Annotated in this window: 17 protein-coding genes; 5 read left to right on the forward strand and 12 right to left on the reverse strand. The window is 54.6% G+C overall.

Going from position 1 to position 14,668, the window contains the following annotated elements:
- Positions 1 to 181 precede the first annotated feature (181 nt).
- The 4 genes from lipB to P0120_19575 all read left to right on the forward strand — a co-directional run bounded on the left by lipB (position 182) and on the right by P0120_19575 (position 3,274).
- Complete coding sequence (lipB, locus tag P0120_19560; protein MDF0676507.1) at positions 182 to 892, forward strand: lipoyl(octanoyl) transferase LipB; 711 nt, start codon at positions 182 to 184, stop codon at positions 890 to 892.
- A gap of 36 nt (positions 893 to 928) precedes the next feature.
- Positions 929 to 2,179 (forward strand): Glu/Leu/Phe/Val dehydrogenase, encoded by a 1,251-nt coding sequence (locus tag P0120_19565; protein MDF0676508.1) that lies wholly within the window; start codon positions 929 to 931, stop codon positions 2,177 to 2,179.
- 105 nt (positions 2,180 to 2,284) lie between these two features.
- Positions 2,285 to 2,578, forward strand: coding sequence for a hypothetical protein (locus P0120_19570; GenBank protein ID MDF0676509.1), 294 nt, complete (start codon positions 2,285 to 2,287; stop codon positions 2,576 to 2,578).
- Between the two features lie 162 nt (positions 2,579 to 2,740).
- Complete coding sequence (locus P0120_19575) at positions 2,741 to 3,274, forward strand: hypothetical protein (protein ID MDF0676510.1); 534 nt, start codon at positions 2,741 to 2,743, stop codon at positions 3,272 to 3,274.
- A gap of 40 nt (positions 3,275 to 3,314) precedes the next feature.
- Here the strand turns inward: P0120_19575 and P0120_19580 are convergent, their stop codons facing one another.
- The 6 genes from P0120_19580 to P0120_19605 all read right to left on the reverse strand — a co-directional run bounded on the left by P0120_19580 (position 3,315) and on the right by P0120_19605 (position 8,656).
- On the reverse strand, positions 3,315 to 5,057 hold the full coding sequence (locus P0120_19580) for a GspE/PulE family protein (protein MDF0676511.1): 1,743 nt from the start codon (positions 5,055 to 5,057) through the stop codon (positions 3,315 to 3,317).
- Positions 5,057 to 5,434, reverse strand: coding sequence for a response regulator (locus P0120_19585; GenBank protein ID MDF0676512.1), 378 nt, complete (start codon positions 5,432 to 5,434; stop codon positions 5,057 to 5,059). The genes P0120_19580 and P0120_19585 overlap by 1 nt, the downstream gene beginning before the upstream one ends.
- 50 nt (positions 5,435 to 5,484) lie before the next feature.
- Positions 5,485 to 5,913 carry an Hpt domain-containing protein gene (locus tag P0120_19590; protein MDF0676513.1) on the reverse strand — a complete coding sequence of 143 codons (429 nt, stop codon included), beginning with the start codon at positions 5,911 to 5,913 and terminating at the stop codon, positions 5,485 to 5,487.
- Positions 5,914 to 6,003: 90 nt separating this feature from the next.
- On the reverse strand, positions 6,004 to 6,936 hold the full coding sequence (locus P0120_19595; GenBank protein ID MDF0676514.1) for a D-alanyl-D-alanine carboxypeptidase: 933 nt from the start codon (positions 6,934 to 6,936) through the stop codon (positions 6,004 to 6,006).
- Between the two features lie 224 nt (positions 6,937 to 7,160).
- Complete coding sequence (locus tag P0120_19600) at positions 7,161 to 7,367, reverse strand: hypothetical protein (GenBank protein ID MDF0676515.1); 207 nt, start codon at positions 7,365 to 7,367, stop codon at positions 7,161 to 7,163.
- 92 nt (positions 7,368 to 7,459) lie between these two features.
- Positions 7,460 to 8,656: a VCBS repeat-containing protein gene (locus P0120_19605; protein MDF0676516.1), complete on the reverse strand. Its 1,197-nt coding sequence runs from the start codon at positions 8,654 to 8,656 to the stop codon at positions 7,460 to 7,462.
- Between the two features lie 171 nt (positions 8,657 to 8,827).
- Between P0120_19605 and P0120_19610 the strand changes: the two genes are divergently transcribed.
- Entirely contained in the window at positions 8,828 to 9,148 is a 321-nt protein-coding gene (locus tag P0120_19610) for a hypothetical protein (protein ID MDF0676517.1), read from the forward strand.
- Between the two features lie 75 nt (positions 9,149 to 9,223).
- Here the strand turns inward: P0120_19610 and P0120_19615 are convergent, their stop codons facing one another.
- The 6 genes from P0120_19615 to cmk form a co-directional block, all read right to left on the reverse strand.
- Positions 9,224 to 10,225, reverse strand: coding sequence for a PCP reductase family protein (locus tag P0120_19615; protein MDF0676518.1), 1,002 nt, complete (start codon positions 10,223 to 10,225; stop codon positions 9,224 to 9,226).
- Between the two features lie 25 nt (positions 10,226 to 10,250).
- Entirely contained in the window at positions 10,251 to 10,529 is a 279-nt protein-coding gene (locus P0120_19620) for an integration host factor subunit beta (protein ID MDF0676519.1), read from the reverse strand.
- Positions 10,530 to 10,591: 62 nt separating this feature from the next.
- Positions 10,592 to 11,494, reverse strand: coding sequence for a signal peptide peptidase SppA (gene sppA, locus P0120_19625; GenBank protein ID MDF0676520.1), 903 nt, complete (start codon positions 11,492 to 11,494; stop codon positions 10,592 to 10,594).
- A gap of 36 nt (positions 11,495 to 11,530) precedes the next feature.
- Positions 11,531 to 13,246: a 30S ribosomal protein S1 gene (locus P0120_19630; protein ID MDF0676521.1), complete on the reverse strand. Its 1,716-nt coding sequence runs from the start codon at positions 13,244 to 13,246 to the stop codon at positions 11,531 to 11,533.
- Positions 13,247 to 13,301: 55 nt separating this feature from the next.
- Positions 13,302 to 13,994, reverse strand: coding sequence for a lysophospholipid acyltransferase family protein (locus tag P0120_19635; GenBank protein MDF0676522.1), 693 nt, complete (start codon positions 13,992 to 13,994; stop codon positions 13,302 to 13,304).
- Complete coding sequence (gene cmk / locus P0120_19640; protein MDF0676523.1) at positions 13,991 to 14,650, reverse strand: (d)CMP kinase; 660 nt, start codon at positions 14,648 to 14,650, stop codon at positions 13,991 to 13,993. The genes P0120_19635 and cmk overlap by 4 nt, the downstream gene beginning before the upstream one ends.
- Between the last annotated feature and the right edge of the window lie 18 nt (positions 14,651 to 14,668).

The following is a 14,668-nucleotide window of genomic DNA, read 5'->3' on the forward strand; positions in this document are numbered from 1 at the left end:
CACGGGTTGCGAGGGTAGCCCTGGTACCTTCGCAATCCAACTTTCCTCTGCATGGTGAGTTGTGCAACAATATTCTTGCCATGCGGATCCTTCCCTCCAGCACCGTAAACATGGGAACTGACCAGTGCCGGGTGTTCTACAATTCTCACGGATGGGTCTGTCCTTTTGAGCCTGTCATCCCATGATCGACGCGAATACCGTGACGTCTCCGTGTTCGCATCCTCTCCACATTCATGCCGGTGCGGTTCGCGTGTTCCAAGAACCGGTTCCTTATCTCCTTGCGTGGGAAATGCAGTGTCGCTTGCATGAGAAGCGTCTCCTCGATCTCCAACCGGATACTGTTCTGATTCTTGAACACCCACCCGTCTACACGCTCGGACGCAGGACAAGGCTGTCGCATTGGGGAGGCCGTGAATCCGCCTTATGCGCGGATGGAGCGGAAATGCACCACGTCAATCGTGGAGGATCTGTGACTTTTCACGGCCCCGGACAGATTGTCCTCTACCCCATTCTCAAGCTCAATCGGTATGCTTCGGGGCCTAGACAATTGGTCTGGTTACTGGAAGAAGTGATCATTCGATTGCTCAACGGTTGGAACATTTCCGGATCTCGTATCATCGGCAAGCCAGGTGTGTGGGTCATGGCACCTGAACCGCAGAAAATCGCTTTCCTCGGCATACGAATCGAGCACGGGATCACCTTGCATGGGGTTGCCCTCAACGTGGATCTGGACTTGTCGCCTTTCCGCCGGATTCATCCATGCGGCTTGCCCGATTGCAAAGTGACATCCATGGCGGCTGTGCATCAAACGTCCGTCTCAGTCGACGCTGTCAAGCAGGAGCTCGTTCGGACCTTCGCGACGGTGTTTGCCCTCAACTGGTCCACTACATGACCAGCCGACGTACGAGGGGTTGCGTAGAGGAGTCCTATGCAGGAACTTGATACAGCGACTTTTCGCCTGGCCGTCGCGCAGTTCGATCAGGCAGCGGAAGCGATGGGACTTGACCCAAATCTCCGTGAACGGCTTAAACTTCCACAACGGTCTCTCGTCGTCAGCCTTCCGGTTCGGATGGACGACGGGCACGTGGAGGTTTTTACCGGCTACCGCGTTCAACATGATTCGTCGCGGGGCCCGTCCAAGGGAGGCGTGCGGTACCATCCCGACGTGAATCTCGGCGAGGTGGCTGCCCTTGCGATGTGGATGACATGGAAATGTGCATTGGCCGGCTTGCCGTACGGAGGAGCGAAAGGAGGAGTCGCAGTAGCGCCGAAGCAACTTTCACCCTCCGAGTTACAGCGACTGACACGACGATACGCCGCAGAAATTTTCCCGTTGATCGGTCCGGACAAGGATGTCCCGGCCCCAGACGTCGGGACCGATGCCCAGACCATGGCATGGATCATGGATACGTACAGCCAGCAAGTCGGCTACGCCGTTCCTGGAGTGGTGACCGGCAAACCGCTCTCCATCGGGGGGAGCTTGGGTCGTGAAGAAGCGACGGGACGTGGAGTCGTCTATGTGACGCAAGAGGTGCTTCGTCACCTCAAGTTGTCGATTGAAAATGCCACTGTGGCGATCCAAGGATTCGGAAATGTCGGCTCACACACCGCTCGCATCATGCAGCAACAAGGTGCACGCGTCATTGCCGTCAGCGATGTCCATGGTGGAATCTACAACCCGAAGGGGTTGGATATCGCGGCGTTGCTTCGTCGCGATCCTAGACAACCGCTGTGGGAAACCAAGCAGGGTGATGCAATCACCAATGAGGAATTGTTGGAACTCGATTGCACCGTGCTCGTGCCCGCTGCCCTGTCTGAACAGATCACGGCTAAGAATGCGAATTCCCTGAGGTGCCGAATCCTGTCCGAAGGTGCGAACGGCCCGACGACCCTGGAAGCCGATCGCCTTCTCGCAGAGAAGGGAATCTTTGTGATCCCGGATATCCTCGCGAATTCCGGCGGTGTCATCGTCTCGTACTTCGAATGGGTGCAGGACTTTCAGCGATTTTTCTGGAGCGCGACAGACATCCAGAATCGACTGCAAGGCATCATCACGTCCGCCTTTCAGCGGACACTTCATTTTTCGACCGAACGGCGAGTGTCGATGCGCATGGCGGCACTCATGAGTGGGATTGATCAAGTTGCTCAAGCACATCGTCAGCGTGGACTGTATCCTTGATCCTGCGATTCTTCCACACTGTTCCATCGGGATCTCCTGGCTGTCTGCTACCGTATCCACTAGAATGCTGGCTCGTCACATGACGGAGAGGGAAAGGAGCTCCTCATGGATCGAAGCATGATTGCAACAGCGTGGGAACGACATTGCGCCGATGGTTGGCCTCAGTTTTCGAGCCCACATCAAGGGCAATTAATGACCATCGACACGGTCATTAGCGGCTGTGTGGTCTACTACCTCCATGGTTCCGAGGGTCTCGACGACCAACGGGTTGCCATCGTGAAAGACTGTTTGGGAGACCTCGATGAACTGACGGAAGCATTGGACGGCGAACCCCAAGCTTACTTTTGCCGGCTCCGAGAACTCGGGGCGATGTTGCTGTCCAGAGAGCTTCAGCCATGATGCAAGGATACCTGCCCATCGGACCCGGCGAACGCTCGCGCTTCACGTTCCTTGCAGGTCCGGCCGCTCTTGGCATACAATGCGTTGCATGCCTATCTGGATTCTGCCAATTCTCTCATCCTGACAAAGTCCCCAACCCTTACGAAAGAACCGTTACATACCATGAGGACGAAAGAAAATGTGGTGCGGATGCCGATCATCCTACTGGCGAGCGTCCTCGCAACGCTCGGCTCAGCCCATGCCGAGCCGTACGAATTGAGCAAGAACGATGTCATGGAGCCAAAAGCCATTTCGAGCGCTGAGATTTCGCTGTTCGGCGTCAAACTCGGCGATTCGGAATCCAAAGCCGTCGAAACCTTGGTGAATGAAAAGATTTCAGGAGTGAAGGCTGAGCAGGAAGCGACGTTCATCTTTCTGCTCGATCAACGAAAACCGACCGGTCCAATGGCCGGAGTCCGTATTCAGGACGGTAAGGTCGACCTCCTTTTCATCAATAATCGGTTCGCGTACAAGACCAGAGGCATCTTTCGAAACGTGCTCAACAGCGAAAGTACCGAGGACATCCGAAAGTTGTTAGGCCAGGAGGAGTACGGTGACGAAAACGTCATGGGTGCAGTGCTGGCTTACGACAAGCAAGGCTTCCAGGTGAATTACCTCGGCAAAGACGTCAACATCGAATTTTCCCAGCCGCGTTAATTCCCCTACTGCTCCACCAATCCATCGGCCAACTCGATAGTTATATCGCCACTCGTAATACCTCTTCGACCGTTGTCTCTCCCATGAACGCCTTAGCCAGTCCGTCTTGAAACATCGTCTTCATCCCTTTCATGATCGCAGTCGAGCGAATGAACGATGCCGGCCTTCGCTGCATGATCAGATCTCGAATATCTTCATCGACTTCAAACAGCTCGAACAGCCCCACACGACCGGTGAAACCGCTTCCCTGACATTGTGCGCATCCTTTTCCTTGATACAACCGAACGCCACTAAGGCCGTCATAGGTTGTTCGAAGGATGCCTTGCCGTTGTAAGATGGCAACGGTCTCGGAATAGTCGCTCCGGGATTGAATGGATTCGAGGACCCGCGCGCTGGGGGGCACACTCTCGCGGCAATTCTTGCAAATTCTTCGAACCAGCCGTTGCGCAACCACAAGCGATAAGGACGAGGACAGCAAATAGGGCTCCACACCGATGTCGAGCAGTCGAGGAATGCTTCCGGTCGCGTCGTTCGTATGAAGTGTGGACAAGAGGAGCCGCCCAACGAGGGCAGCTTGGACGGCGATCTCCGCGGTTTCGCAGTCCCGAATTTCTCCAACCATGATCACGTCTGGATCTTGACGGAGCAGCGCCCTCAAGCCTGTTGAAAATAGAACGCCCGTTTGATGATTTACCTGAGTCTGGTTGACTCGGGGGATCGAATACTCAACCGGTTCTTCAATCGTTGAAATATTGACGATGTTCTGTCGCTCTGTCCCAATCCGCATCAGCATGGCATAGAGCGTGGTCGACTTGCCCGATCCGGTAGGACCAGTGATGAGCACCATGCCGAACGGTCTGAGAATATTGCGGAGCACGATTTCATAGTCCGAGGGGATCAAACCAAGGTCCTCCAGATCGATGATGACGTTGTCCTTTGAAAGGATCCGAAGCACGAGTTTTTCACCCCATTGCGTAGGAACCGAGGCCACGCGAAGATCTATTTTGAATCCGTCGAGATTAGCCTCGAACCGCCCGTCTTGTGGAATGCGACGCTCATCGATCCGCATCCCGGACAAAATCTTAATGCGCGAGACCAGAGGGAGATGGAGCATCGACGCCAGACTGAAGACCTCACGCATCACTCCATCCACTCGGTAGCGGATTACGGTTTCAAGCTCAAACGGTTCGATATGGATGTCGGACGCCCGCGTGACAGCGGCATAGAGCAAGATGCGCTGAGCAGCCTCCACGATGGCAGGTTCGTTGGCCTCCTGCTGCCTGGCCGGAATCAGGTCGGTAGTCCTTTCCGTCGTCGCTCGATCGAGAATTTCGCGCAGTTCTTTCCTATATAAGAGCTGGGCGCGCTTGATCGCAGCCTCTGTGGCCAAGAAGGGACGTACGCGCAGTCCTGTCAGCCGTTCCACCTCATTCACGACTTTCAGCTCGCGAGGATCCATCATCGCAACGTGCAACTGTGTTCCCTCCCGCTCGAACGGGATAAGGACTTGTTTGCGCGCGAAGGTCTCTTGCAACAAGTGGATCGCATCGCTCTTGACCTGGCCGATCTTCAAATCAACAAAGCTGACATTCCAACTACGGGCAAGTTGGTCCAACAGAAAGCCTTGCGGGATGCGGCCTTGCTCGACCAAGGTGTGCATGAGCGGCACTCTCAGTCGCTTGGCCAATTTGCCCGCCCTGTCGAAGTCCGTCTGATCAATGACTCCGAGATTTTCAACGAACAGTGATCGAAGCTCTTCTTCGGTGACTTGTATTTCCGCCATTAATTTCGTCCTTGAGTGAGGGCCGTTTCGACCTGTTTGCCCAACTCGCCGAGAGAAAACGAAGACTTATTGAAATAGGCGACCGCTCCAAGACTCAGCGCCTCTTCCTTATCCCGCTCCTGTGCAAGGCTGCTCAACACAATGACGGGGATGGATGATGTCACAACATCCTGCTTGAGGATCTGGAGCACATCGAACCCCTGGACCTTCGGCATGATTAAATCGAGGACGATGATATCGGGCTGTTCCGAGCGGATGAGGCGAAGCGCCTCCTCTCCGTCGGAAGCTGTCGATACAACATAACCATGACGACGCAGAGTCGTTTCAGTCGCCTTTCTAAGCATTCGGTCATCGTCCGCCACGACAATCTTCGCCACTGGCACATCCATTTCTTGGCCTGTCTGTCTGCAGAGAGAAGCTCAGCAAGTTAGGAGATAATCTGCCAATCTATCTTCTTGAGATGTTCGATCACGTGCGACAACTCATGTACCACTCGCGGCAAGAGAGCGGCGGCCTCTGAAACCTGTTCGCTTCGCCCGAATTGCTCCATCTCCTGCGCCAGCGATTTGGCCTGATGCGCCCCAAAGCAGGAGACCATCCCCTTGATGCTATGCGCAACTTGCCTAATCAGATTCGAATTACCTTCCCATACAGCCAGCTCTAACTCCTTCATCCGCTGCGGGCAGTCCTCGACAAACGTCTCCGTGATTTCGGCGAGCAGCGATCGATCCCCGTCAGCCCAGCATAGGGCCAATGAACAATCAACGGGTGTGGTTGGGGCAACGTTTTGGATATTTCTCGAACCCATCGATTGGAGCTGCTCTATCGCACGATCCGCACCAATTCGGACCTGCATCCGATTCCCGTTGTATATCGGTAGCGTTAATCGACGACTTGAGCCGACCCTGGCGACTCACGAGTAGATGCTTAAAATGAGACGCAGCGGCTATTGGATGGTGCTGGTGAGACGGAACCCGTAATCGATCAGGCTTTTCGCGGTATTCCATCGGCGGTTAGAGTTCAGGATCACGAGTAGCAGATCGTTACCATTATGAGAGACTTTTGCAATCAAACATCGACCTGCTTTGGAAGTGAATCCGGTCTTCACCCCTTCCACGCCGGGAATGCGACCAAGCAAACGGTTCGTGTTATGCAGGACATAGGCGCGATATCCACTGACAGGTGTGATGATTTCGCGCTCCGCTTTGACGAGTTCTCGGAACACAGCGTTTCGCATCGCCACTTCACTGAGTGTGGCGAGATCTTCAGCTGTCGAGTAGTGGTCTGGGCCGTCGAAACCACACCCGTTGCTGAAGTGCGTGTCTGATAACCCAAGGGTAGCAGCCTTGGCGTTCATCATCTTCACAAACTGCTCTTCATCGCCTCCGACATGCTCAACAGCTGTCAGGCAGGCATCATTGGCCGACACCATCATCATCGCCTTGAGCAAATCGCCAAGACGAAACACTTCCCCGACCTTGAGCCGTAGGTGGGTCTTGGGCGCTCTCGCGGCATTTCTGCTCACGGTAGCCAGATCATCAAGGTGGCCTTTCTCAAGAATAATCAATGCCGACATAATCTTGGTGAGACTCGCCGGCGACAGGCGCTTCTCAACCTCGTGCTCGAACAGGATACGGCCTGATCGCAATTCCTTTAGGAGGATACTGTGCGCCGGGATGCGCTTCCAGGGGAGAGGTTGCGGAACATAACCGACAGGATGGGTGGTCTGACTGCGAGATTGATACTCCATCCCCAAGGCTGGGCATATTGTGAAAGCGAGGAACGAAAGAGAGGCGGCCGAAACCAGAACAAGGTGGGTGATGGCACCGCCTCGGCTCTGCCTGTGATAATGGAGCGGGATAGGGTCGCGCTGTGCCACGAACGACCGCCTCTTTTAGAATATGAACGATTCCCGTACTTTATCACCTTTCCGTCCACTATCGAGAACTTTATGAAAAAATCGCAGGAGGTCAGCCAAATCTATCCAGAACCCACAATTGAGGCAGCGGGCGTATATCCTCCTGTTGACGAACGTATAGTGACGCTCTACAAGCATGAACCCTTTGCACTTGAGGCACTGCATACATTTCCCATTCTCTCCAATTACCGAAGGCGATTCATGACTAAGGCGACGCACCCGGCGAGCAAGCCGCCGCCGATGAGGGTCGTGCCAAAATACACGAATACGTTCGTATCCCCAGAGGGTTGTGTCCCTTCCCACAGGTCTCGGATTCCACCCTGGACCATCAGCACCGAGAGGGTCATCAGAGCCCCAATCATAAACCACCATGCAAAGGATCGAAGCGCCATAGTAGTGTTCAAAAATTTAGGGCCTTTTACCCATCGGCCACTCTAACGAAGGCCTTCCAGGCTGTCAAGAATCGACAGCGATCGCTCGCTTCCTACTCTCTTGTCTCCGACTTCGCCGCTGGTTTGAGTCCACGGTGAAGGAAGATCGAGACGCTGCCACTTCCGTTGTCGGCGATGGCCAATCCCGGTTCCTCCAGCCCGAAGGTCGTGACACGAAAGGATGAAAGCGCAAACGGGCCGGACTTCGTGCGGTAATTTCTCGGAGGGTAATGAAAGGTACCATCGCCCTTCCCGAACAAGATCGAGAGGTCATTTGACTGGATATTCACGATCGCCACATCCTCGAACCGGTCGCCATTGAAATCCCGTGCCAACCCAAAGTTGGGACCGGCATCAGCTCCGGAATCCTTGCCGGGTCGGAATGTCGCGTTGCCGTTGCCGAGAAACGTTGTGAAGCTATCCTGCTCTCCGTTGATGACCAGTAGGTCCCTGTGATGATCGTTATTGAAGTCGGCAAAACTCACGCCAAGGGGTCGGCGGCCCGTGGAATAATCGTTGGGATCACGAAAGGTACCGTCGCCGTTCCCGAGCCAAATGGAGACGGCATTCGACATAGGTCCTCCATTCGTCACCACCAATTCCAATTTCCCATCGCCGTTGAGATCAGCCAACGCAACGGATGTGGGAGTGTCGCCATGTTCGTATTGAACGACGTGTCGAAATTCGCCGGTCCCATTCCCGAGAAAGACTTTGACCTTGTCGTTCCGTAGAGCGACGACAAGATCCGTATGGTGATCGCCATTGATATCGTCTGCGGCCAGTGCGATCGGTGCACGATGGACCGGATAACGTGGTCCTTCTTCAAACTTTCCATCTCCATGTCCGAACAAGACCATAACCTCGTCGCCACCGGAGCATGCCAGGGCGACATCGGGATGTCGGTCCTGATTGAAGTTGCCCATCACAAGGGACCGCGGTTCCTGGCAGACATGGAGCTGAACCTGATCTCTAAATGTGCCGTCACCATTCCCCAACAGAATCGAGAGGGTATTACTCGCAATATTGGTGGTGATGAGATCGGTGAATGAGTCATGATTAAGGTCTTCGGTGATAATAGTGGTCGGATTCTTGCCGACCTTGTAGCTGGCAAAATAATAAAAAGGATCAGGTGGGGTATATGGCTCGCTCCTGGAACAAGCCCACAGACCGTGACCGATAAGAAAGGACAGCCATAGCAGAGAGAAAAGCCGCCTGACCGCGTGCAATTTCCGCTCGATAAGAATGTTCACTCGGTCTCTCACACCCTAAGCGGCTGGACCAATGAGCCTATGGTGGTGGATCAGGAGACTCAGTATACAGAGGGGGTCTTCGCCCCCGCAATCCACGGCAGTAGCTCATGGACCTTTGAATTTTGCCCTCTGCTTACGTTATGATGCCGCGTTACTTTTAGGAGGAAGGTCATGAGCAAAATTGTGAACGTTGATATCACGATGTACGGGATAGCTGAAGTTCTGATGTGGTGTCTTGATCGGAACAAGGGACGTGTCCCAGGCGTCGATACGCCGGGCTTCAAAAAGATGCAGGAGTTGTTGGCGCAGAAGCCTCAGTCGGGGGACTATTTCACGCTCGATCAGTTCTGGAAGAAAAAAGTAACGTTGCCGTTAACCGAAGACGAAGTCGCGACGATCGATCGTTGTCTCTACGACATTCCCAATTTTGACAACGAACCGCTCCCCCAAATCCGACACAAATTTTGGCCTCATCAGGCGGGAGCCCACTGAAGCGAAGCACCGATCCGGTTGGTGGGGCACCCTTGGAACGTACGTTGGAACTGCCGGACTAGAAGCGTGATCCTGTCAGAGAGTTCCTTCGCCTTTGAGATACCTACGAAAACGATCCATGAGCTCGGCCCCCAGGGTTCCGCCTTCAGGCTTCTTCGTCAACGGATCGGCAAAGTGGCCCCGGATTTCCTGGAGGCGTTTCTCTGCCTGATCATTACCTTGCAGTCGCTTGGTGTTCTGGAGAGCGGTATCAAAGGCATCGAATGTCAATTCATGGTAACCGAATGAGCGGATACGCTTGACGGCTTTCATCATCGCCTGGTTCCGAAACGTCGTCAAATGGTCGGCATTGATTTCTTTCAATCCCAGCTTGCGGGCCCGCCGTTCGGCTGCTTTTCTGATCCCACTGCGCACGAAATCCGGAGATGTCTGAAGCCGCTTCCATGCCTCGTCGGTCCAGGCAATTCGTTCCTGAGGCGCTTCCCATAGGTCCTGCAGAACCGATGCGTCGATGCGGATCAGCCTTTTGGCTCTGGCGAGATCTTCCGTATCTCGCTTTAACATATCGGTCACGAATTCCAGTGCAATGGGCGGCGATTGCTTTAACTTGTCTTGAAGCAGGGCCAATGCCTCCTCGGTCCATTCCATCGAGGGTCCGCTCTCCTCGTGAAGATCACCAAGCGCTTCCACTTTTTCAAACAACTCGACGTTCACTTCGAGATGCCCCCGTTCCTTTGCGATCTCCTCCGCAATCTGCTTGGTCATCGCCCGCATAAATTCAGGAACGGTATCCAACCGTTCTTTGGCGGCGGCGGTCCATGGAAGACGGCCATTGACCATCTCTTCGACAGCAGATGCCATGCCGGCTTCACCGCCCATGCGCCCCATCATCTGTCCCTTAAACTGATCGAGAATCTCCTCGGTGATTTCCTCGTACCCCAATTCACGCGCTTTCTTTTCAGCCAAACGACGGACCATGCCACGCAGAAATATCGGTGCACGCTCCATTCGTTTGAGCGCACCCTCAGCCCAACGGACTTGGGTTGTATTCGTCTGCGAAGAATCTGATGCCGACATTGGTTCCTGTTCAATCAGTCGATCGTTATTGATTGAGCAATTCCTTCAGCTCTTTGCCGGCTTTGAAAAACGGAACCCGCTTGGCTGGTACCGCAACCGTCTCCCCGGTCTTTGGATTCCGCCCTTCCTTCATCCGACGAGCCCGCAGCCGAAAGCTGCCGAAGCCTCGGATCTCCGTTTTGTCGCCGTTTCTCAAAGAATCCCTGACACAATCGAAAATGGTGTTGACGACCACTTCGGCCTGTCGCTTCGTCAAGGTGGTGACTTGCTCAGTAACTTTTTCGATGATCTGCGCCTTGGTCATATCCACTCTCCCTTCGTCGCGAGGACGGCCGCACCTTTATTGATACAGCTAGATTGACACAGCTAGAAGGCCATAAGGTATTTCAAGCTCACGCCCGGTTGCATATCAAACTTCGGAAACATCATGCTGAGTTTTGAGTCCAGAATTTCGCGGAGGGAAAACCGGCGCCTCGGCTCGACGACCTTCGGTTCCCCCTCGATTCCGACCACCTCCGCAGCCAACTGAATGGCGTCTTCCAAGTCGCCCAGTTCATCGACCAGCTTCGCTTCCTTGGCCTGGCGTCCGGTAAAGATTCGACCGTCGGCCAACGCTTGGGCAGCTCGAATCTCGAGGGAACGGCCCTCGGCCACCGCCTCGATAAACTGCTTATGGACATCATCCATCACGGCTTGCAACAAACGTCTTTCGTCCGCGCTCATTTTCCGGAGTGGAGAGCCCACATCCTTATATCTCCCGCTCTTAATGACGACCCCTTCCACCCCGATTTTCTGAAGCAATCCCTCCAGGTTGGCCGTTTCCATGATGACTCCGATGCTTCCAGTCAGCGTCCCGGGATTGGCCACGATCCGATCTGCTGCAGCCGCGATGTAATACCCTCCCGATGCGGCAAGGCTCCCCATCGATGCGATAACCGCCTTGTTGTTCTTGCTTCTGACCCGCTTGACGGCATCGTAAATCTCTTGCGATGGCACGACGCCGCCCCCGGGACTATCGATTCTTATCACGATGGCTTTGACGGAAGGATTCTCGCTGAATCGCTTCAGATCCTCAATGGTCGTCTGAGAATCCAAAATGACCCCTTCGACTCGAACCAGGGCGATTCGGTCTCCGGTCGATAGATCAAGGTCGGGGACAAAGAGATTGATTAGGACCAAGACACCCAGTCCCATCGCAAAAAACCACAAGGTCTTCCGCAACAGATGACGTTTTCGCGGACGTTCCGCCTGTGTTGCTTCATCCGCCATCGCTCCTCTCCCGCACCCTCCCTCAACCAAGCCGGCTTAGCTTTGATCTTCCGATTGCGACCGTTTCCGGCTCTGTTTCGCGGCCCGTCCTAGACTCTGGTCAAGCACGCCCTGTGTCGAGTGATAATCATCAACCTGCTTGCGTTCCCAATCCAGCTGATGGTCACGCAGGCTAAGGGCGATTTTGCGTTCCTCTCGATCGACTTTGATTATCTTCGCCGTGACATCATCCTGCAACTTAAACTTTTCTTCGAGCTTCGCGGGAGGTTCAACACCGGATTCGCTGACATGGATCAAACCTTCCACCTCACCGTCCAGTTCGATGAAGATCCCAAAATCGGCGACTTTCGACACCTTGCCGGTCACCGAGTCACCAACGTGATACCGTGCGGGGATCGCCTCATCCCAGGGATCACGGGCCAGCTGTTTGTATCCCAACGAGAGCCGCTCTTTCTCTTTGTCGATGCGCAACACGACCGCTTCCACTTTTTGTCCTTTTTTAAACAGCTCAGAGGGATGCTTGATATGCCTCGTCCAGGACATATCCGAAATATGGATGAGTCCATCGATCCCCTCTTCAAGTCCGACAAAGGCGCCGAAATCGGTCAGGCTCTTCACCTTCCCCTCGATACGGGTCCCGATCGGATATTTGCCCTCAATCATGTCCCAGGGATTCGGAGCCGTCTGTTTCATGCCCAATGAGATTTTGCGGCTCGCGGGATCGACGTTGAGCACCGCGGCTTCCACTTGATCACCGACCGCCACGACTCTGGACGGATGTCGGACTTCGTGCGTCCACGACATCTCAGACACATGCACCAATCCTTCAACTCCCGGCTCAAGTTCCACGAACGCTCCATAATCGGTCAGGCTGACCACACGACCACGGACCCTGGTACCGATGGGATACTTGCCGGCGACATTGGTCCAGGGATCCGCACTCTTCTGCTTGAGCCCCAGAGAAATACGACCCGTTTCACGATCATATTTCAACACCGCGACTTCAACCTTGTCTCCCACGGTAAACAGTTCCGATGGGTGTCCGACTCGACCCCAGGACATGTCGGTAATGTGTAGCAACCCGTCAATACCGCCGAGGTCGATGAACGATCCGTAATCGGTGATGTTCTTGACGGTACCCTGGATGAGCTGACCTTCTTTGAGATTGGCCAGCGTCGTCTGCCGTTTTTTATCCCTGGTTTCCTCCAACAACACACGGCGCGACACGACCACATTGCCTCGCCTGTGGTTGATCTTGATGATCTTGAGGGGGAAGGTCTTTCCAACGAGCCCATCCAGATCACGAACCGGATGAAGATCAATCTGCGAACCGGGCAAGAATGCTTTGACGCCGATATCGACCATCATGCCGCCCTTGATGCGTGAGACGATCTTACCTTCGATACTCTTCTCTTCTTTGTAGAGCTTTTCGAGTTCTTCCCAAATCTTCATCTTGTCCGCTTTTTCCTTGGAAAGAACGAGATTGCCGTCTGCATCTTCACATTCTTCGATATAGACTTGGAGCCGGTCGCCGATCTTGAGGTTGTGAAGTTCCTCGGATGAGAACTGATCGCTCGGGATCATGCCCTCTGATTTGTACCCGATATCAACGATGACCTTGTCTTTGGTCAGGGCCACCACCCGGCCTTCTGTAATCGTGCCTTCTTCCAGGTTACGGAAGGTTTCTTCGTATAATGCCGCCAAGGCATTGCGGTCTAACTGCGCGTCACTGCTGTTGGATACTGTACCCATATGAACGTCCTACTCTTCCGACTCTCGTCGGGTGCTGATGGTGAAGTCGCCGGGCTCACTCAGCGTTGTGAGCGTCAGCGGTCGGCCTGTCCGGTGTTTCGGGGGCCAGGTCATTCCTCCCCTTTGGAACGGGAACTTGACCTAAGGCCGCAATGTGCTCGATCACCGTACGGCTGACCTGTTGATAGAACTGTTTCGTTTCTGCCCTCTCTTTGTGTTTCCCCGTTTCGAACTGAATAGGATCCCCGAATCGTACCGTAACCTGACGCAACCGAGGCCAGCGAGCCCCCGTGGGGAGCACCTCGAAGGTCCCTTTCAGATACGCCGGAACAACTGGGCAACCCGTCTGCGACACAATCACTCCCATACCCGCCTTCGGCTCCCGAAGGTGGCCATCGTGACTACGTCGACCTTCCGGGAAAATGACCACCACGTGACCTGCTCGAATCAGGTTGATCGCCTTCCCAAACGCCTCTCGGTCGAGGCGTCCCAACCTCACGGGTATCCAGCCTAACGCCTGCAAAATACTGTTTAATACTGGGATCGGAAACAAGTCATTGCGTCCCAAATACCAGGCCCTTCGACGCATCCCACAGCCGAGTAGCGGAATGTCAAGGTAGCTGGCATGGTTTGCGGCGATCAGCAGACCTCCGGTCCGAGGAATCTCCCCTTCGACACGATATCGAAAGCAAATCCACGCAACGACTCGTACCAGGGCCCACAAGAATCCATAGAGAATCCCGCTCACGACCCGGTCGACACTGTCGCAATCATCTGCTCCACCACTTGGTCAGGACTGAGGGCAGAGGTATCGATGAATCGTGCGTCACCCGCTGGAATCAATGGGGCGATCGAACGGGTCCGATCCCGCCTATCTCGGTCCGATAGATCACAGGACGTTGTCTCAACCGTCCCACCACGGCCTGCGGCGACCAGTTCACGGTGCCGCCGCGCGACTCGAACGTCTGCATCTGCCTCCAAGAAGAATTTATAGGGAGCGGTCGGAAAGACCTTTGTGCCGACGTCGCGTCCTTCTGCAACCACCGAACCTCTCTGACCGATCTGACGCTGGATCGGCAGCAGCCACTCACGGACAGCTGGAATGGCCGACACGATGGAGGCCGTTGCGGTGACTTCGGGTGCCCTGAGCTCCCCGGTGACGTCGCGGCCATCGACCGATACCTGCATTGCGCCATTGAGAAACTGCATGTGAATCAAGGTGGTCGGCAATAATGTTGTCACCGACTCATGATCCGTCGGACGTATCCCTGATTGCAAGGTTTTCCATGCGACGGCTCGGTACAGTGCTCCTGTATCAAGATAAAGGTAACCAAGCCGAGCGGCCAATAGTCTCGCTACTGTACTCTTGCCCACTCCGGCCGGTCCATCAATCGCAATAATCACTCAGCCCCCACACTTCTC

Source organism: Nitrospira sp. (assembly GCA_029194675.1).
In the GTDB taxonomy this organism is placed as follows: Bacteria; Nitrospirota; Nitrospiria; order Nitrospirales; family Nitrospiraceae; genus Nitrospira_D.